Origin of the sequence: Nocardioides albus, assembly GCF_014648255.1 — a bacterium.
Classification (GTDB): Bacteria; Actinomycetota; Actinomycetes; order Propionibacteriales; family Nocardioidaceae; genus Nocardioides; species Nocardioides albus.
The window spans coordinates 98,253-116,393 of the sequence record NZ_BMQT01000005.1 but is presented as its reverse complement, the minus strand read 5'-3'; the positions used below and the strand labels follow the sequence as shown (position 1 = coordinate 116,393).

Annotated in this window: 13 protein-coding genes; 5 read left to right on the top strand and 8 right to left on the bottom strand. The window is 67.3% G+C overall.

Annotation, left to right across the window (positions count from 1 at the left end; genetic code table 11):
- Position 1: 1 nt before the first annotated feature.
- Both recC and IEY84_RS11885 read right to left on the bottom strand, forming a co-directional pair.
- Entirely contained in the window at positions 2 to 3,406 is a 3,405-nt protein-coding gene (gene recC, locus IEY84_RS11890; protein WP_183547413.1) for an exodeoxyribonuclease V subunit gamma, read from the bottom strand.
- A gap of 73 nt (positions 3,407 to 3,479) precedes the next feature.
- Complete coding sequence (locus IEY84_RS11885) at positions 3,480 to 4,010, bottom strand: hypothetical protein (RefSeq protein ID WP_183547410.1); 531 nt, start codon at positions 4,008 to 4,010, stop codon at positions 3,480 to 3,482.
- A gap of 168 nt (positions 4,011 to 4,178) precedes the next feature.
- Here IEY84_RS11885 and IEY84_RS11880 point away from each other — a divergent pair, with 168 nt between their 5' ends.
- Genes IEY84_RS11880 through IEY84_RS11870 form a run of 3 tightly spaced genes read left to right on the top strand, consistent with a single transcriptional unit; the run spans position 4,179 to position 5,796 of the window.
- Entirely contained in the window at positions 4,179 to 4,577 is a 399-nt protein-coding gene (locus IEY84_RS11880; protein WP_183547407.1) for a YbaB/EbfC family nucleoid-associated protein, read from the top strand.
- Positions 4,574 to 4,891 (top strand): type VII secretion target, encoded by a 318-nt coding sequence (locus tag IEY84_RS11875; RefSeq protein ID WP_183547404.1) that lies wholly within the window; start codon positions 4,574 to 4,576, stop codon positions 4,889 to 4,891. The genes IEY84_RS11880 and IEY84_RS11875 overlap by 4 nt, the downstream gene beginning before the upstream one ends.
- Entirely contained in the window at positions 4,888 to 5,796 is a 909-nt protein-coding gene (locus IEY84_RS11870) for a WXG100 family type VII secretion target (RefSeq protein ID WP_183547401.1), read from the top strand. Before IEY84_RS11875 ends, IEY84_RS11870 begins: the two co-directional genes overlap by 4 nt.
- Positions 5,797 to 6,187: 391 nt before the next feature.
- Here IEY84_RS11870 and IEY84_RS11865 read toward each other — a convergent pair whose 3' ends face one another.
- Entirely contained in the window at positions 6,188 to 6,784 is a 597-nt protein-coding gene (locus IEY84_RS11865) for a hypothetical protein (protein WP_183547398.1), read from the bottom strand.
- 167 nt (positions 6,785 to 6,951) lie between these two features.
- Between IEY84_RS11865 and IEY84_RS11860 the strand changes: the two genes are divergently transcribed.
- Positions 6,952 to 7,350, top strand: coding sequence for a hypothetical protein (locus tag IEY84_RS11860; RefSeq protein WP_183547395.1), 399 nt, complete (start codon positions 6,952 to 6,954; stop codon positions 7,348 to 7,350).
- A gap of 27 nt (positions 7,351 to 7,377) precedes the next feature.
- A complete protein-coding gene (locus IEY84_RS11855) occupies positions 7,378 to 8,736 on the top strand; it encodes a hypothetical protein (protein WP_183547393.1) in 1,359 nt (452 codons plus the stop codon).
- A 121-nt stretch (positions 8,737 to 8,857) separates the two neighbouring features.
- On the opposite strand, the gene IEY84_RS11850 is transcribed toward IEY84_RS11855, so the two are convergent.
- From IEY84_RS11850 to IEY84_RS11830, 5 genes are all read right to left on the bottom strand, one after another.
- Positions 8,858 to 9,880: a hypothetical protein gene (locus IEY84_RS11850; protein WP_183547390.1), complete on the bottom strand. Its 1,023-nt coding sequence runs from the start codon at positions 9,878 to 9,880 to the stop codon at positions 8,858 to 8,860.
- Positions 9,881 to 9,970: 90 nt separating this feature from the next.
- The gene (locus IEY84_RS11845; protein WP_183547387.1) at positions 9,971 to 14,863 is read right to left on the bottom strand and encodes an SdrD B-like domain-containing protein; all 4,893 of its coding nucleotides are present in this window, start codon (positions 14,861 to 14,863) and stop codon (positions 9,971 to 9,973) included.
- Between the two features lie 228 nt (positions 14,864 to 15,091).
- Positions 15,092 to 15,589: a PGPGW domain-containing protein gene (locus IEY84_RS11840; RefSeq protein WP_183547384.1), complete on the bottom strand. Its 498-nt coding sequence runs from the start codon at positions 15,587 to 15,589 to the stop codon at positions 15,092 to 15,094.
- Between the two features lie 59 nt (positions 15,590 to 15,648).
- Positions 15,649 to 16,023 (bottom strand): DUF805 domain-containing protein, encoded by a 375-nt coding sequence (locus IEY84_RS11835; RefSeq protein ID WP_229788608.1) that lies wholly within the window; start codon positions 16,021 to 16,023, stop codon positions 15,649 to 15,651.
- 181 nt (positions 16,024 to 16,204) lie between these two features.
- Positions 16,205 to 18,046 (bottom strand): phosphoenolpyruvate carboxykinase (GTP), encoded by a 1,842-nt coding sequence (locus IEY84_RS11830; RefSeq protein ID WP_183547381.1) that lies wholly within the window; start codon positions 18,044 to 18,046, stop codon positions 16,205 to 16,207.
- Between the last annotated feature and the right edge of the window lie 95 nt (positions 18,047 to 18,141).

The following is an 18,141-nucleotide window of genomic DNA, read 5'->3' as shown; positions in this document are numbered from 1 at the left end:
GTCACCAGCTCCCCTGCTCTGCCGTGAGCAACGGCGACCAGACCCGCATCGCCAGCGCCCCGAAGCGGGACGTCTCTCCGTCGAACTCCTCGCCGGACCCGGGAGGATCGCCCAGTCCTGGGATCCCGGACCCGGTGCCCCAGGCTCGCACCTGCTCCACGTCGGACTCCTCACCCTCGAACCGGCCGTCGTTCCACTCCCAGCCGGCCTTGTACAGCGCGTCGTCGATCCCGGCCTGGGTGCGCCGCTGGCGCGCGTAGGCGAAGGAGGTCTTGAGCGGCAACGGCAGCGGCGCGGTGAGCCCTCGGTCGCGCAGCCGCACCAGGTCACGGAGCACGTCGATCGCGGTGTGGTCGAGCGGGCCGAGCTGGGAGAGCCCGAACGGCGTACGTGATCTCGAGTTGCCCGGACGCCCCAGGGTCCAGGCGCTCCAGGCTCGATCCTCGTCGGCGGCTGCCAACGCGACCAGCTGCACCCACGACTCGATCCGCTGCTTGGCACCCAGACGTGAGTACGTCACAGGGGCGAGCCGGTCGCCGAAGACCTGCGGGACGGTGCCGGTCAGCCGCCGCCCCCCGCCGAGGTCGACCTCGACGTCGACGGCCCGCGCCTGTCCCGTGGAGATGCCCGCGTGGCGCACCCGGAGCGCCTCGGCCGCGATCGGCTTCGCCTTGGTGATCACGTCGGTGAGGATGCGCCAGCCGAGCCACTTCGGAGGAAGTACGCCGCGGCGCCACTCCTGCTGGACCGCCTGCTCCTCCGACATCCCGGCGAGCAGGTCGTGGAGCAGCCGGTCGCCCACCGACCACTGGCCCAGCCCGTCGAGCTCGACCGGCAGCGCGTCGGAGAGCGGGTCGTCATCCCGCGGCAGCGACAGCTCCAGGCGGTCACGGAAGAAAGCGCGCACGGGCGCGCGGTAGAAGGCGAGCAGCTCCTCGAGCGTCAGGTCTCCAGCCGCGGTCGGCGCCAGCGGTGCGGGCAGGAGCTCCGGCGGCTCGACGCGGTCGGACAGCGCGGCGACGGCGCCGGCCTCGGCGGCCCTGTCGAACGAGAACGGATGGTCCGCCACCAGCGCCCCGGGCGTCAGGTTGCGCGGGTCGAACGGCTGCAGCGGATGCCTGGTCGTCACCATCTCCGAGACCGGTCTCCCGTCTTCGCAGACAGCGGTCGCGTCCAACGCGTCCAGCAGCTCCCCGAGCGGCACCGCAGGCGGCCGCGGCTGCCCCGAGTACTCGTTGGCGCCCGTGTAGGTCACCACCAGCGTCTCGGTCGCCGCCAGCAGCGCATCGAGGAACAGCTGCCGGTCCTCGCTGCGCAGGTCGCGCTCGCCGGTCTGCGGGTCACGAGCCAGCAGGTCGTCGCCGTCGGTGATCCCGACCCTCGGGAACACCCCGTCGTCGATGCCGAGCAGGCAGACCACCCGGTGGGGCACCGACCGCATCGGCACCAGCGTGGACACGGTCAACGTCCCGGTGCGGAAGTTGGCGCGCGTCGCCCGGCCTGCCAGCCGCGCGCCCAGCAGCGCTCGAACGTCGGGCAGGCGCAGCTCGTCCACCTCGTGGCCCTTGGCTGCGTCCCGAACCTGTGACAGCTCCCGGGTCACCTGGCCCGACTGCCAGTCATCGTTCACCGAGACCGACGTCAGCGCGGCGACGCCCTCCTCGATGACCTTCAGCCAGTGCTCCAGCGGGTGCACGCCGGCCAGCTCGTCGGTCACCGCCTGCAGCCGGTCGACGAGCTCGGCGAACTTCCCGGCCAGCTCGACCGACCCGCTCCCCACGTCGTCGAGCGGCAGCGTCGTGTCGAGCCAGGTCGCGGAGTCCTCGGACATCGCCACTCCGGTGAGGATCCGGTCCATCCCGAAGCGCCAGGTGTTGGCGACGTACGTCTCCAGCCCGAAGGGCTCGCGGTGCTCCGCATCGAAGCCCCATCTGATCCCGGCATCCTTGGCCCAGTCCTCGAGCTGCTCCAGCGCATCGTCGTTGAGCCCGAACCGGCGCCGCACCGGATCGAGGTGAGCAAGATCGAGTACGTCGCTCACCCCCGCCCGGCCTCCGGCCAGGTCGAGCAGCCGGGTGGCCACGTCCAGGAGCGGGTTGGTACGCGTCAACGACCGGTCCGCCAGCTTGACCCGCAGCCGGTGGCCGGGGTGCCCGGTCTCGCCGGTCATCTCCCCCAGCCCGAACCCGGCCTCGATCAGCGGCGCGAAGGTCTCGATGTCGGGACACATCACGAGCACGTCCCGCGGTTCCAGCGTCGGGTCGTCCTCGAGCAGTCCCAACAGCACTTCCCGAAGCACCTCCACCTGCCGCTCGATGCCGTGGCAAGCATGCACCTGGATCGAGCGGTCCCCGGGCACGATCACCCGTCCGCCACTCTCGCCGACCGTGTTGCCCCGGATGTCCTCCTGCAGCCACCCGAGCAACCCCCCGTCGCTGGTTGGGGCCACTTCGTTCAGACCCCGAGGGCGAGCGAGCGTGTCGAAACCAACACAGTCGCTCTGAGGAGCGATCCCCGCCAGACCTCTCTGCAGCTCCCGCGTATCCCGCCCCAACGTCGCCAGCAACGGATGCCCGACCGCATCGTGTGACCGGTCCGCCGTCCGCGCGACCGTCCCGTCCAGCCCGGCGAGTGCCTCCCAGAGAGCCTCGGAGGGATGCGGCAGCCACAGGTGCACCTCCCGGTGCTCCCCCAACGCCGCGACGAGCTCGATGTCGGTCACCGAGAGCCGGGTGTGCCCGAACAACGAGACCCGTTCCGGCAGCTCGAACTCCCGGGGCTTCTCCTTCAGCCGTGCGACCGTCGCCGCCTGCCGCTCCACCGGCGTCGGCCCGCCGACCAGCTCGGAGACGGCCCGCCACAGCGGCGGCTGCCACGCCAGATCCTCGGCGATCTCGCCCCCGAGCCCGTCGGTGTCCCGCCCCGCGCTCCAGTCGGCGACCACCGCCGGCCGCTGGTCCGCGTACGCAGCGAACAACCGCGCCAGCCGCCGGGCCAGTGACAGTCGCCGCCCCCGCCGACGTACGCCTTCCTCCGTCGCATCCCCGTGCCCCAGATGCAGCGCGAGCGACCTCGCCCACGGCTCGTCCAGGGACGCGTCGATCGCCGCCAGCACCGGCCAGGTCAGGGACTCCGGCGCCCAGGGATCCTCGTCCCCCGTGCCCACGACCTCGGCGAACAGCGACCAGGGAGACCGGAAGTCGACGGCCGCGCAGATCCCGTCCGTACGCCCCGCCGCAGCCCCCAGCCGATGCGAGAGCCGCTGCGACAACCACCGCTCCACCCCCCGCGCCGGCACCACCACGACCTCGGTCGCGAACGGATCCTCCGACGGCACCGACAACAGCTCGCCGAGCGAGTCAGCGAGCAGATCGGTCCGCGGCGCGCGGTGCAGATGTACGACCACAGACCGCAACCTATCGGGCCCCACCGACAGGAGTCGTCACGGCACAGCAGGCCGTTTGATGTGCCTTGTCGCGTCAGTCTGATGACGGACGCAGCTCCGCCTCTGGGTGCTCCAGATACCTTCGGGTGAAATCGTCCGCCGGCAGGTCCGGGTTCGTTTCCAAGAATGGACGAAGAAGTGCGAGTACATCGTTGATGTTCCGCACCCACGGCGTGTTTATCCGCATCGTCACCTCGCCTGCTCGTTGGACGACCACTGTCCACGTGGGCGAGACCGTCGATCCGAAGGCAACCGGCGTGTGCGTCAGCCGTACCGTCGTCGGGGCAGCTAGAGAAATCTTGTGCGTGACCCATCCGGCCCTCTGGTGGATCTCGTTCGCATCCCGGTCGACCCGCACCGTGTTGGTCCACGAGGCGATGACACCGAACGCCGTTCCGATACACATCACGACCAAGATCGGAACACCGATCATCGTCGTCAAGGTCCATCCCTGCTCGCCCGTGACCAGCGGCCGAACGACTCCCACGGCACCGGCCCAGACGAAGAGGGCAAGGCCCCCGAAAACGACCCGGATGGCGGGGTTAGGAGTGAGTGTCTCGCTCATGGGCGTTGAGTTTGTCACACGGCCAGGCCAGTGGTGGCGGCACGCTGGACTAGTCGAAGCCACCGGTTTGTCCTTGAACTCTCCACACGATCGTAAGAAGATCGCCGGGTCATCTCGGGCGCTGCTGACGTGCGTTCCCGAGCCTCACCACTTAGCCCGGGGGAACTCGTGTTCAACAACGCAGACGATGCGCTCGCATCCGTCGATCGGCTGGTTGCTCAGGCGCAGCAGAAGGCCGAGCAAGCCCAGCGCTACGCCGATAACGTCGCCAACCTCAAGGTAACGGGAAGGTCCCGCGCCGGCGCTGAGGTCACCCTCAGTAATACCGGGGCGCTAGTCAACATCGAGCTCCTATCGGGTCTCAACAACGCGTCGCTGGACCAGATCCGATCTGCTGTTCTGGAGGCCAACGCCAACGCGCAAGGACAACTCAGTCAACGAGTGGCTGAACTCGCAGCAGACAGCTTCGGCCAGGGGTCAGAGACCGCAGGGGAGTTCACTCGCCAATATGCCGAGATGTTTCCCCCGCCATCCGACGAGAAGTCCACTCGAGGAGGCTGGCAGTGAGCGACAACATCGACGTCGTCGTCGACGACATGCGAAAGCATGCCAGCCAACTCGACGAGATCGCTGGCGACGCTTACGCGGCTGTCCAAGCGGGAAGCACCATCACAACCTCCGGGGATGCGTACGGGATCCTCTGCTCTTTCATCGGCGCTGCCATGGTGCCCGTGCAAACCGCTGGCATAGCCGCGGCCGCGGGGGCTGTCGCAAGCATCGGCGCAACCGCAGGGCAGCTACGCGTCGCCGCAAAGGTCATCGAAGAGGCTGACGAGCTCGTTGGTTCAGCCCTCAACACGTTCGAGAAGTCCCTCCGATGAGCGGTAACGAACTTATTGTCGCCAAGCAAGACAGCGAGACCTGGGCCACCGCCCTTGGGCCCATCGAGTCGCTGGTCGGCGTGGCAGATGCCGCCGGTCGGGGTGACTGGGTCGAGGCATCGATCATGGGCGTCGCCACTGCGTTGGAGACGCTCGGGGCGATCGCTGATCCCGCGGGTGCACTCATTTCTGCCGGCATTGGCTGGGTCATTGAACACATGCGCCCATTCCCTGACTGGATGGATCAGCTCGCAGGCGATCCAGACCAGATCCGGGCCTTCGCTGACTCGTGGCGGAATGTCTCGGGCCGGATTGATGACTGCGCAGCCAACTTCTGGCGTTCTGCCGACCTTGCAGCGGCAGACTGGGATGGCATGGCAGTCTCCGCCTACCGAGCCGCCGTCCGAGCACAGATGGAGGTCATTCAGGGCTTCGCGAAGGTGACGGACGGCGTCGCGGCCATGGTCGACCTCGCGGGATCAATCGTTGCCGGCGTTCGGGAACTGGTACGAGACGCTCTCTCGCAACTCATCGGGTATGGCATCTCCAAGGCGGCTCAGATCCTGAGCGTAGCGCTCGCACCGAAGGCGATCGCCGAGATCGTCGCCAAGGTCGCAGAGTGGGCAGCGAAGATCGGCAACTTCGTGAAGGGTCTGATCAGGTCAATTCGCGCCTTGAACGGCACACTGGACGACATCATGGGCGCGATCGGAGACGCGGCATCCGCGGTCAACAAGGTGGCGAAATCTTTCGGTGACACCGGCATGATGAACAGCAAGTGGAACTTCGACGAACTGTTCGCTGGAGTCCCGATGTCGCCAGGCACGGGTATGCCTTCAATCTCAAACGCGGGTTACCAGGTGGGTTCGGGGTCGGCAAAGAGTCAGGCGCAGTCGGACAATTGAAGCGGGTGTGACGCTGAGAGGTCATCGACCTTCAGCGTCACACCCGGTTCGATGTCGACCATGCCCGCCACAACGGCGACCGTCGGGCCAGATTCTGAGCGACCTCAGTTCTGGCCTACCCGCGTTCCCCGCCGCGCTCTTCAGGCGACGCCGCCAACGACTCCGGCGCGTCCCGCTCAGCCCGTGAACACGAAGGTCGGCATCACCTAGTTGATATACCCATCGATCTGCTCACGGGTTGCGAGCCCAGCGTTGAACGCCCACGCCACCGTCACGGGTCCGCGGTCTTGGCTGGGTCATCAGAAGCGCTGCCACAGCCAGCAAGTACAGCGACAGCCAATGCTGATCCGAGGACTCCGCCGAGTCGGCCGATGTAACGCGTCCTGATCCCTCAGCCCTCGAACTTGAACGTCGGCATCACCTGGTTGATCATCTCGTCGATCTGTTCTCGGCTGGCGAAGTCGTTGAGGAACGTCCACGCCACGCTGGCCTCTGAGTCCCCGATCACCGAGCCATACTCGTCGTAGGAGTTGACGTCGTTCGTGCTGCGCAGGTGATAGAAGGTCACACCCCCGAACTCGACGTCGGGGAGGCGCTTGGCGTCTGGCCTAGAGCCTTTGAGGACTTTGAGGGCGGTTGCAGCCAACTCATCTGTGTTCGCTAGAAGCGTCATGTCTGCATCGAAAACCCCGAAGCCGGGCGAATAGCCGCCGGCGTCCTTGGGCGCCCCGATGACAGGGCTTCCATCCTCCATCACGACGGTCCACCCGTCTGGGGCCGTGAGCTGAGCCCCGTCGACTTCAGCTACGACCCCCTCGGACCCCGGCTCGGCCTGAGACTCCGTGGCTTCCGGACTTGACGGACTCGACGTCGTCTCGGGGCCGGACGGGTCGTCCGCGTCGCCACATGAGCAGAGTACGAACGCGGCCACGATCGACACGGCAGACAGAGCGAGGCGTCGGGACAAAAGCGTCCGAGATCCAGTCATGTCGGAGAGGATAGTGGCTCGTCGCCGTTGACATTGCCCGGTGACGATCCGTGGCAAGGTGTCTAGACTTTGCCCACCGCTTGTACATACTCGGGGGGGCCGACATGGCAGGACCTAGAACTACTGGTGCCGACGAGGCCGTTGTCAACCGGATCAAGGCTGTTCTAATGGAGTCGAAGGACGAGATCTATAAGGTCCACGTCGACAAGCCAGCAGCCGAGTCCCTAGGCGGCAGCGCCACTGGGAGCCGACTTGAAAAGCTCATGAACCGAGCGACGGACCGGATCAACTCGACCCTCTCAGAAACCAACGAGGCGCTTGTCAACTTCGTTGACGGTCTGGATGACGCTGTGCGCGAGGCAAAGAAGGCGGACGCCGATGCGGGGGCGGCTTTTCGCAGGTTGGACACGGCAGCCGACCTGATCAGCAAGCCGTTCTTCGAGAACTTGATGAAGGACGATCGCCTCAACTTGCCTGACATCCCTTTGCCGTTCTTCCCACTGTCCGGCGAGACACTCGAAGAGATCGCGTCTCGCTCCGAGTATGGCCAGAATCGGGAGGGCTGACCAATGTCTGCTGTCAAAGGCCCGATGATGTCTGTGCTCACGGAGTACGTCGCCAAGGCGAATCCCGACGACGTCGAAGCTCGCCTGAAAGACTGGGAGCAGGCGGCCAGAACGATGCGCCGCGTAGCCCAGGACCTCGAGGCCGCAGCCAAGAACCTGCCGAAAGCATTCGAGGAGACGTCGCTCACCACGGAGGCCGCCCAAAGGGCGTTTACGGAGTCCGCCCAAAAGTTGAGCCACAAGGTCGCCCAGTTGGAATCAGCTATCCAGGCGCTCGGTCAGGCTCAGGGAACGACCCGCACCGCCAAGGAGAAACTCGCCCAACTCGAGGTCTCCCTCCCTACCAACCACGGCCCGGCGCCTGACCCCTCGAGCCCGAAGTACGCGTTGACCGGCACAGGCATCGACTCTGCTCAGGCGGTCCAGAACCAGAAGGCGCTTCAGACGGACCGCGCGGCCCACGCCGCCCGAGAGCAGGCGATCGCGGATGCCGAGGCGGCGGCCGCCAAGCAGATCCAGGTGGTCGACGAAGACAACTACACAGCCGAGCCCCCAGTGCGTGCGATCACGGACGAGCCCAATTCCGACCCGGGAAGTTCCCCGGCGGCCCCCTCATCGCCTGGTTCGTACAGCGACATTGCCGCGGCTCGAGCCCGGATGGCGTCGTACAACTCCGGGACCCTCTACCCGGGCGGCATGGGGCACGAGCTGATCGCTCAGGAGAAGGCGAACATCGCGGCGTACGAAGCCGAGAACAAGCCGGAGTGGAACGGCAACCAGTGGGTCAACGCCGACGGGTCTCCCGCGCCCTCGACGTCGTACGCGATGGTGGAGACGGCTGACGGCCTGGCCCCGCTTGGCGGCGGAACGAGCGGCATGTCCGCGCTCGCCATCGCCGGCGGTGGGGCTCTGCTCGGTGCCGGTGCGGCCAAGGCGCTCGCGAGCAGGTTCGCCGCCGGGTCCGCCAAGGCAGCGACGGCCAGCGCGACGTCGAAGTCGGCGACGGCCAGGTCTGGGTCTGCAGCCGCCAGGGCCGGCGCCGCCGGTGCCCGCGCGGGTGCAGGAGCCGGGGCCGGTGCCCGAGGCGCCGGAGCTGGTGCGGGCGCACGTGGCGGTGCGGCTGGAGGCCGGGGTGCCGGCGCCCGAGGCGGCGCGACCGGAGCGGGCAGCCGAGGCGGTCGCGGCACGACTGGAGGAGCCGGTGGCCGCGGCGGCAAGAAGGACGACAAGCGGGGCGGCCAGGACCAGGACTGGCAGGCCGACTACACCGACGACTGGACCGAGACCGCCAGCGACGTCTTGGACCCCGACGCGTCCCGCGGCTGGACTCCGAACGCACCAGAGGGTGATGGGTCAGGCAACGACAAGAGCGGCCGCAAGCCGTAGCAGGGCGAGCATGCGCAGCTGAATCGCCGGCTTTGCCCACAGCCAGCACGACGTGGACAAAGCCGGCGTTCTGCTTTGCCACCGTCTGTGGCGAACGAATTTTCGTTCGCCACACCGCGGGCTACCGCAGGCGCCAGGTCTCGACGTTCAACTCCTTGTCGATGGTGGCATCGCCGACGCTCGGATCGAGCGTGCCCTTGATCCGAAGCTTGTGATGCGAGTTCGGCGCGGCACTGAAGACCAAGGTGTCGCCTGAGCCGTAGTCGATCGTCTTCATCGCCTTGGCGCCGTCCAGAGTGACAGCGAGGCCGGGCATTCCAGCCGCCGCATGCCTGGCTCCCGCGACGCTCAGTCCCAGGTCCAGGAGGACGTACCGGTTGGTCGTCTCTGCCCAGCCGATCCCGCGCACGTAGGGCAGCTCGAGGGCCTGGCCCGCTCCGCAAGCGAAGCCGACCTCGATCAGCTCCGGCTGGCCTTCGTTCGAGCAGGTCGTCCGCTCACTGTATCGCCACTGATCGGTTCCGGGCGGCCGATCTTGGGCCAGGGACGCCAGGGGCGCAGCTCGGCCCGCGGTGACCTGCCCCGTCGCCAGGTCCACGACCTGAGTCTCACCGTCGAAGGTGACTTCGAAGGTCGGCGTCGACCCCTCCGGTACGCCGACCACTACGTAGTCGCTCCCGTCCTCCATCTTCGTCAGAGCGGGAACGTCGATGCGGCGGTCGTCTGCATCGACGGCAAGATCGATCACAGCTGGCAGATCACCCTGCGTGACGAAATCCGACTGGTCCACCATGGACATCGCCATGAGAGCCTCGTCGACGTCAATCGGGTAGGCGGAGACGTCGTCGAGATCCCATGCGATCCCGACCAGCTCGGCGCCGTCTTCCGCCCTGACGTCGGCGAAGGTGTGCTCCGAGCCGTCATCGAGATAGTCCGTCTGCTCGTCAAGACGCAGGCGGAGGACCCCGATGGGGAGATAGACCGAGATCGGACGCCGCGCCCCGGCGTCCCACGTCATGTTCAGCGTCTCGCCTGCGGCGAGAGTTTTGCCTGCGAAGTCCTTCGCAGGTTCCTCACCACAGCCTGCGGTCGCGGTGGCCAGAAGTACAGTCAGCGCGACCGCGAACGTTGCCCGAGCGTTCATGGGTATGAGCCTAGTGTCGAACTCAGACGACCTTGTTCAACTCACAGAGAGGCGCGTCGGCAGAGCCGACGCGCCTCTCGTGCGGTTCACCTACTCACTGATCAGCGTTCCCGCCTTCTTGCGCCGACCGTAGATCACCAGGACCAGGCCGAGGATCAGCGTGGCGAGGCCACCGACCAGTCCGGCCACCAGACCCAGTGAGGCTCCGGTGTCGGGCAGCGTGCCGCCCGTCCCGTTGTCACCGTCGGGGCCGGGCTGGCTGGGCCCGGAACCACCGGGATCGCCCGGGTCAGCGGGGTTGCCCGGGTCAGCGGGGTTGCCCGGGTCACCAGGATCACCCGGGTCTCCCGGCTGGCTGGGCATTGGGCCGACCAGGCCTGCATCGACATGGGTCACATGCGGCGTCTCGGTGGTCAGTGTGTGGACCCCCGTGATGCCAGTGGCCGGGTCGGTGTCGGAGTCCTTGTCGCCCGATCCGATGCCGACGTCGGTAAAGGACATCCCCTCAGGCGGTGTGAACTTCAGCCGGTAGTCACCGAGCGGAAGGTCGCTGAACTTGTACGCGCCGTTCTCCGTCGTGGTGATCGGGTCGACGCCGGGAACCGGGTTACCGTCCTTGTCGAGCAAGGTGACCGTCACGCCCGAGATACCAGGCTCGTCAGGGTCCTGGACGCCGTCGCGGTCCTTGTCGTGCCAGACCTTGTCACCGATCGAGCCCGAGGGCAGCAGTCCGGCGTCGACGTCGGGCGTGTTCGGCATGTCCGGGGTCAGGGTGACCACGGGGCTCCGCGAGGTCTTCGGTCCGAAGTCGGAGTCGACGGTGTCATCGTCACCGGCGTCCTTCGGGGAGAGCGTCCTCCCCGGAGGCGGTGTGAGCTCCACGACGTAGTCGCCCATCGGCAGGTCGGGGAACTCGTAGTTCCCGTTCTCGTCCGTCTTCACCGGGGCGACGCCCGGCACGGGGTCACCGTTGCCGTCGAGCAGGGTCACGGTGACACCCGGGACACCCGGCTCGCCCGGGTCCTGCACGCCGTCGCCGTTCTCATCAGACCAGACCGTGTCACCGATGGAGCCCAGCGGCACCAGTCCGGCGTCGATGGTGAGGTTGTCCGGCGCGTCCGCCGTCGTGGTGAACGGCTCGGTGCGACCCGTGGTCGGGTCGGGGTTCGAGTCGCTCGGGTCGGCAGGATCGTCGCCCTGATCGGTGAAGTCACGGCCCTTGGGAAGGTCTGTGAACTCGACCGAGTAGGTGCCGATCGGGACGTCGGGGAACAGGTAGTTCCCGTTGTCATCGGTCTTCACGGGATCGACGCCCTCGACCGGGTCGCCGTTCTCGTCGAGCAGGGTGACGGTCACACCCGGGACACCGGGCTCGCCCTCGTCCTGCACGCCGTTCTCGTTGTTGTCGAGCCACACGGTGTCACCGATGTCGCCCGTCGGCACGAGGCCCGCGTCGACGTCGAGGTTGTCCGGCTTCTCCGGTGTCAGCGACACGATCCCGGTCGAGCCGTCGCGGCCCGGGTCGGAGTCGGTACCGTCGTCGTCACCGGCATCGGCCGTGGTGAAGGCCGTGCCGTCCGGCGCGGTGAACTTCACCTGGTAGTCGCCCAGCGGCAAGCCCTCGAAGAGGTACGCACCCTCGGCGTCGGTGACGACCGGGTCAACGCCCTCCACCGGCTTGCCGTCCTTGTCCAGCAGGGTGACGGTCACCCCGGGCACGCCCGGTTCGCCGTCGTCCTGGACACCGCTGCTGTTCTCGTCCATCCACACCCTGTCGCCGAGCGAGCCGAGCGGCACCAGACCCGCGTCGACCGTCAGGTCGTCGGGCTTGTCGGCGGTCAGCTCGACCGGTCCGGTCGTGCCGGTGGTCGGGTCGGCATCGGAGTCAGTGGCATCGTCGTCCCCGGCGTTCTGGGCGGTCAAGGCACGGTCGGCCGGCAGGTCGGTGAACCGCACGGAGTAGGTGCCGATCGGGATCTCCTCGAAGAGGTACGCCCCGTCGGCATCCGTCACGACCGGATCCACGCCGGCGACAGGTTCGCCGTTCTCGTCCAGCAGCGTGGCCGTCACACCGGACACGCCCGCCTCACCGTCGTCCTGGATGCCATCGGCGTCTGCGTCGAACCACACCTTGTCACCGAGCGAGCCCAAGGGGATCAGCCCGGCGTCGACGGTGTCGACGTCCGGCTGGTCACCAGTCAGGGTCACCGTCGAGGTGACTCCTGTGTTCGGGTCGGCGTCTGAGTCGATGGCGTCGTCGCCACCCGCATCTCGCGGGCTGAGGATGGTCCCGTCGAGCGGCGTGAACTGAACCTGATAGTCACCCAGGGGCAGGTTCGGGAACCGGTAGTTGCCGTTCTCGTCGGTGACCATCGGGTCGACACCGGGCACAGGGGCGCCGTTGCCGTCGAGCAGCATCACGGTGACGTTCGGAACCCCGGGTTCGCCTTCGCCCTGGACTCCGTCGCCGTCGTCGTCGCGCCACACCGTGTCGCCGATCGATCCCAGCGGGGTCAGACCAGCGTCGAGCGTACGGTTCTCGGGCTCGGTCGGGGTGAGCGTCACCGGATCGGTGGTTCCGCTCGGGCTGGCGTCGGAGTCGAGCGTGTCGTCGCCGCCGGCGTCCTGCGTGGTGAGCGTTCGGTTGTCGGGCAGGTCGGAGAACTTCACCGAGTAGGTGCCCATCGGCAGGTCGGTGAAGAGGTAGTTGCCCTCGTCGTCTGTCTTGACGGGGTCCACCCCGTCGACCGGGTCGCCATTCGCGTCGAGCAGGGTGACCGTGATGCCGGCAACGCCGGGCTCACCGTCGGTCTGCAAGCCGTCCAGGTTCCGGTCCAACCACACCCTGTCCCCGACGGTGCCGGCGGGCACCTGGACACCGGCGTCGACCGTGTCGACGTCCGGTACGTCGGAGGTCAGCGACACGACCGGAGAGCGGCCGACAAGCGGGTCGTCGCCAGGCGTGGCATCGGAGTCGGTGGTGTCGTCACCCGCATCGGCGGGGGTGAATGTCGTCCCGTCCGGAATCGTGAACTGGACCTGGTAGTCGCCCAGGGGGAGGTTCTCGAAGAGGTACGAACCGTCGGCTCCTGTCTCGATCGGGTCGACGCCCTCGACGGGGTTGCCGTCGCCGTCGAGCAACGTGACCGTCGCTCCGGGCAGACCGGGCTCGCCCTCGTCCTGGACGCCGTCGCGATCGACGTCCTGCCAGACCGTGTCGCCCAGCGATCCGACCTGCCGGAGTCCGGCGTCCACGTCGAGGTTGTCGGGTGCGAGCACGGTGAGGGTGACAGGATCGGAGATCCCGGTCGCCGGGTCGGCGTCGGAGTCGGTCGCCTCCTCGCCACCGGCGTTCTGAACCGTAGGTCCATATCCGGCCGGGTAGTCGGAGAACTGGACGCGGTACGTGCCCAGCGGGAGGTCTTCGAACAGATACTTGCCGTCGTCGTCGGTGACGACCGGGTCGACACCGACGACCGGGTCACCGTTCTCGTCGAGCAGCGTCGCCGTCACCCCCGGCACGCCAGCCTCGCCCTCGTCCTGGACACCGTCGGCATCGGCATCGCGCCACACGGTGTCACCAAGGCTGCCGGGGACGATCACCCCGGCGTCGACGGTGCGGTTGTCCGGCGCGGCCTGGGTCAGGGTCACCGGCGCGGTCATGCCGGTCGTGGCGTCCGCATCGGAGTCGGCGGCATCGTCGCTGCCGGCGTCGGTCTCGGTGAAGGACGAACCCTCTGGAAGGCCCGAGAACACGACGGCGTAGGTGCCGAGCGGAAGCTCGTCGAAGAGGTAGTTGCCGTCGGCGTCGGTGACGACCGGATCCACTCCGGGCACAGGAACGCCGTTCTCGTCGACCAGCGTCGCGGTGACGCCGGCGAAGCCGGACTCGCCTTCGTCCTGGATGCCGTTGCGGTCGGCGTCTGCCCAGACCCGGTCACCCAAGCTGCCCATCGGCAGGCGTAGAGAGAGGTGAAAACGATCATTGGTGGTGATGGGCGCCTGTGCCGGCGGGAAGTTGGGAAGCAGCCGGGTCTCGGTGATCTTGAAGTTGGCCCCGTTGGTGCCGTCGGCGAAGCCGTCGTTGAAGTTCTGCGCGTACGCAGAGCCCGCCCCCGCGATTCCGCGGAAGTGGCGCACCTCGTTCTCGAGGTTGAACGTCACGGCGGAGAAGGTGCCCTGCAACGTCACCGATCCGCAGCCGGCCGCCGCGGTGTTGGGGAACTGCACCGGGGTGCCGTTGAAGCCGCTGAAGGCGGAACGGTCGTTGTCGCAGAACGGATTGGCGTTGAACTGCGCGACGTTGAGCGTGGTCGGGGTCACGGACAGGTTCGTCGCACCGGGCGACGGGGAGCCGAAGGTGACGCCGGGGCTGGTGACAGTGAGTCGGGTCGACATGAACGACCCTCGAGCCCAGATCCGTCCGTCACTTTGCCGCTGAGCAACCCCGAAGCTGAATCCTCCGAGTCCGCTGATGTCGAGGACCGGGTTGGTCACCGGCCGCGAGAAGGTCAGCGTCAGGTCGCCGGCGTCGGGGCACACGGTGTTGTAGTTCTGGTGAGCCCGAGCCGTGCCGCCGCAGGCCGCACCCGTCACGACTTGGAAGGCCGGCAGGTTCGCCACCGTGGGCGCGCCGGCGAAGGTTCCCGCGCTCGCATGCTCCAGAGTGTGGTCGGTGTCGTGGGCAGCGACGTACTCCGTGCCAGGGCTCTGCGCGGCGCCGGGCACGATGGTCGCGGTCACCGCGATGTCGCCACCGGCTGCCGGGAGCGTGCTGTTGGCGGCGAGTGCGGCATTGCCGGTGTCGAACGAGTTGGTGTCGGGACCCGATGCGCTGCCCGGGGCAACCGGCGTCCAGGGCTCGTTGAAGAGGTAGTCGTTCTGCACCAGGGCGTTGGCGCTCATGGGCGCAACGACGATGGTGCCTATCGCGAGCAGACCAACCGTGGCCCGCGCCGCGAGGCGCCGAACGGAGTTTGTCATCTCCGGAATCCCGTTTCGAAGTAAGCAGCTGTGGTCCTGCCCGCCTCTGAAAGGTGGGCACTGTTCGGCCCCCCCCCGATGGGATAGCCGCACACGTCGGCCCGCCCCCGCACACTAAGCGTAAAATTTAGGGTTCACAAGCATCATTGAATGTCGTTTGCATCCATTTGCCGAACCCATGATGGGTTGGTCGATGTTTTCATCGGGATGCGCGCGCGATGATCCCGCTTAGGCGACCTTGTTCATCTCACCCGAGTGCTCGATGTCCTCGTCCAACTGGTGGCGGGCGGCTGGGTGGCCGTGGAAGCGCTTGTAGGAGTACGCGAGAACGCCGAGGGCGATGGCGCACGACCCGAGCAGCGTGACGCCGGTCCAGGCGCCACCGAGCAGCCAGAAGGTGGCCTCGAGCGGCCACCAGTGCGGGGCCGGCGGGCTGACCAGGAAGACGATGCCGACGGCGCCGATGGAGAGCGATCCGAGGGTGGACAGGATGATCCGCGGCCAGGTCTCGACGCCCTCGGCAGCCCCGCGCAGGGCCCGGAGACGGACCGGCTCGACATAGCGGCGAGCCCAGGCGTACTGACGGGAGAGCACTGCCAACCCACCGAACAGCATGAGCAGACCCGGACCCGGCAGCACCATCGCGGCGATCCCGGCGACCACGAGCAGCCAGCCGAGGGTCTCGAAGGCGAGCCGCTTCGCCGCGGCTCCTGCGAGGGACTTCATGCCCATAGCCTGCCATTCCGGGACAACCCCGAGAACAGTCAGGGGAATTTTACGAGCCCTCATGCGGCCAAGTCGTACTTGACACCCTCCGGGCTCGGGAAAGTCAGCCACAGCACCGCGAGGACGATGTCACCGATCACGGGGACGATCAGGACCAGCTGCCACCACCCGGATCGGTTGATGTCGTGCAGTCGGCGCGCGCCGAGCGCGATGGTCGGCACGAATGCGGCGAGCGCGTACAAACCGACCACAACGCTCACCACCTCGTTGCGCGCCAGCACCACGACGATGAGCATCAGAAGGTTCACGAGCATCGGCCAGAGCAGCTCGGTGCGGCTGGCGCGACCCGAGAATGTCGCGTACTTCTTCCAGAACCGCGTGTACGCCTCGGTGATCGAGGCAGCACGAAGCGGCTGGTCCATGGGGATCGTCACGGGCAGGAACCCTAGGTGCGCGAGATCGGCTACGTAAATGTCTGCCCGGGCATCTGTTCCAAATCCGCACAAAGTTCATGTTCCCGCAGGAAACAGAAGTATTCGGAGACGCCGAAGGCGGCGCACGGAAGAAATCCCGTACGCCGCCCCGGTCTCGTCAAACTCGACCAACGACGAGTCGTCAGGCCTGAGCAGCCTCGTCGATGGCAGCGGCCACGCGCTTGTGGGCCTCCCAGATCTCCTCGGGCAGCTTGAACTGCTGGAGGTGCTGCTCGCGGAAGCCCATCTCCTGCTTCCAGCGCTTCAGGTCGAGGTTGAGGATCCGGTCGAGGTCCCGCTGCGGCAGGTCGAGGCCGCGCAGGTCGAGCTCGTCCTCGGTCGGGATGATGCCGACGGGGCTCTGCTGGCCCTTGACCTCACCCTTCTTGAACTGCAGCAGCCACAGCAGCGCGCGCACGTTCTCGCGGTAGCCGGGCCACAGGAAGTGGCCGTCCTCGGCGTCACGCTGGAACCAGTTGACGTGGGCGAAGACGGGCTTGTCGGTGGCCTCGCCGATGATCTTGAGCCAGTGACGGGCGTAGTCGCCCTCCTCGTAGGCGAGGAACGGACGCATCGACATCGGGTCGTAGCGCAGCACGCCCTCGAGGCCGTCGGCCGCGGCGGTCGCCTCGGCACCGAGGGTGAGGCCGTCGTAGACGCCCTCGGCCACGTCGGTGATCGCACGGATCAGCGGCTCCCGGTCACGGGTGCGGCCTCCGAAGATGATCGCGTCGATCGGCACACCGGCCGCGTCGTCGAAGTCGGGCGCCGCGTTGGGGACCTGCGAGATCGGGGTGGTGAAGCGGGAGTTGGGGTGGGCCCACGGGTCGCCCAGCTCGTCGTCGATCCGGTCGGCGATGCGCTCACCCTTCCAGTCGATCCAGCCGTCGAGGTCGTCCGGGTGGTGCTTGGTGAGCCCCTCCCACCACACCTCCTGGGTCTTCTCGTTGTAGGCGACGTTGGTGAAGATCGCACCCGAGCCCGGCAGGATCGCCTTGATGGCGCCCGGGTTGGTCTTCTCGTTGGTGTCCTTCGCGACACCGAAGACGCCGTTCTCCGGGTTGAAGGCGCGCAGCTTGCCGTCCTCGCCGACCCAGATCCAGGCGATGTCATCGCCGTAGAAGGTGACCTCGTAACGCTCACCGAGGGCGTCGGGCGAGAGCGTCATCGAGAGGTTGGTCTTGCCGGAGGCGGACGGGAAGCCACCGACGACGTGGAACTCCTCGCCGGTCTCCTTGTCCTTGATGCCCAGCAGCAGGAACTGCTCGGCCAGGAACTTGCCGGAGGCGCGGCCGTCGTAGCAGGCCTGGCGCAGGCCGTGGGCGATCTTGCCCAGGAGCGCGTTGCCGCCGTAGGAAGAGCCGTAGTGAAGGATCGTACGCCGGTCGGCGACCGTCGCGAACAGACGCTGGTCGGCGTCGGTGCCCTGACCCAGGTTGGGCAGGTCGCCGGTCACGTGCACCGCACGGACGAACGAGCTCGGGTCCGCGAGGTCGTTGATGTAGTCGATGCCGACGCGGGCCATCCGGATCATCTGCTGCACGACCGGGCGGCTGTCGGTGAGCTCGACACCCGCGGCGTACGCCTCCAGGGGCGAGCCGACAGGAGCCATCAGGTAGGGGATGACGTACATCGTCTTGCCCTTGGACGCCCCCGTCATCCGCTCGGTGAGCGTTTTGACGGTCTCGTCGGCAGGCTTCCAGTTGTTGTAGACGCCCTTGTCCTCCGGGTTGGAGGTGGCGACCACGGTGCGCTCCTCGGAGCGCGCGGTGTCCTTGCTGTAGGAACGGCTGTAGTAGCGGCCGCCCGTCACCGGGAGCAGCTCACCAGCCTCCAACGACTCCTGGAGGAGCCGCTCGTCGTCGGCCGCGCTGACAACCTCGATCCGCTCGGCTCCGGTCACCCCTGCCCAGTAGGAGACATACTCCCGCACATGAGGATTCGTCAGCCCCGCCTCATCGAGGACCTTGTCCACGTCAACCATTCCGACACCCTTCAAAAGTTTCGCCGATTGCAGGCACGTTACCCCAGTTGAAGAGGCCTCCAACCGGGGTACCGTGCACCAGAGTGGGTCATCGA

Coding starts and splice junctions, on each gene's coding strand:
- IEY84_RS11885 (WP_183547410.1), bottom strand. CDS start 4,010: ATGAGCGAGACACTCACTCCTAACCCCGCCATCCGGGTCGTTTTCGGG.
- IEY84_RS11870 (WP_183547401.1), top strand. CDS start 4,888: ATGAGCGGTAACGAACTTATTGTCGCCAAGCAAGACAGCGAGACCTGG.
- IEY84_RS11865 (WP_183547398.1), bottom strand. CDS start 6,784: ATGACTGGATCTCGGACGCTTTTGTCCCGACGCCTCGCTCTGTCTGCC.
- IEY84_RS11860 (WP_183547395.1), top strand. CDS start 6,952: ATGGAGTCGAAGGACGAGATCTATAAGGTCCACGTCGACAAGCCAGCA.
- IEY84_RS11855 (WP_183547393.1), top strand. CDS start 7,378: ATGTCTGTGCTCACGGAGTACGTCGCCAAGGCGAATCCCGACGACGTC.
- IEY84_RS11850 (WP_183547390.1), bottom strand. CDS start 9,880: ATGAACGCTCGGGCAACGTTCGCGGTCGCGCTGACTGTACTTCTGGCC.
- IEY84_RS11845 (WP_183547387.1), bottom strand. CDS start 14,863: ATGACAAACTCCGTTCGGCGCCTCGCGGCGCGGGCCACGGTTGGTCTG.
- IEY84_RS11840 (WP_183547384.1), bottom strand. CDS start 15,589: ATGAAGTCCCTCGCAGGAGCCGCGGCGAAGCGGCTCGCCTTCGAGACC.
- IEY84_RS11830 (WP_183547381.1), bottom strand. CDS start 18,046: ATGGTTGACGTGGACAAGGTCCTCGATGAGGCGGGGCTGACGAATCCT.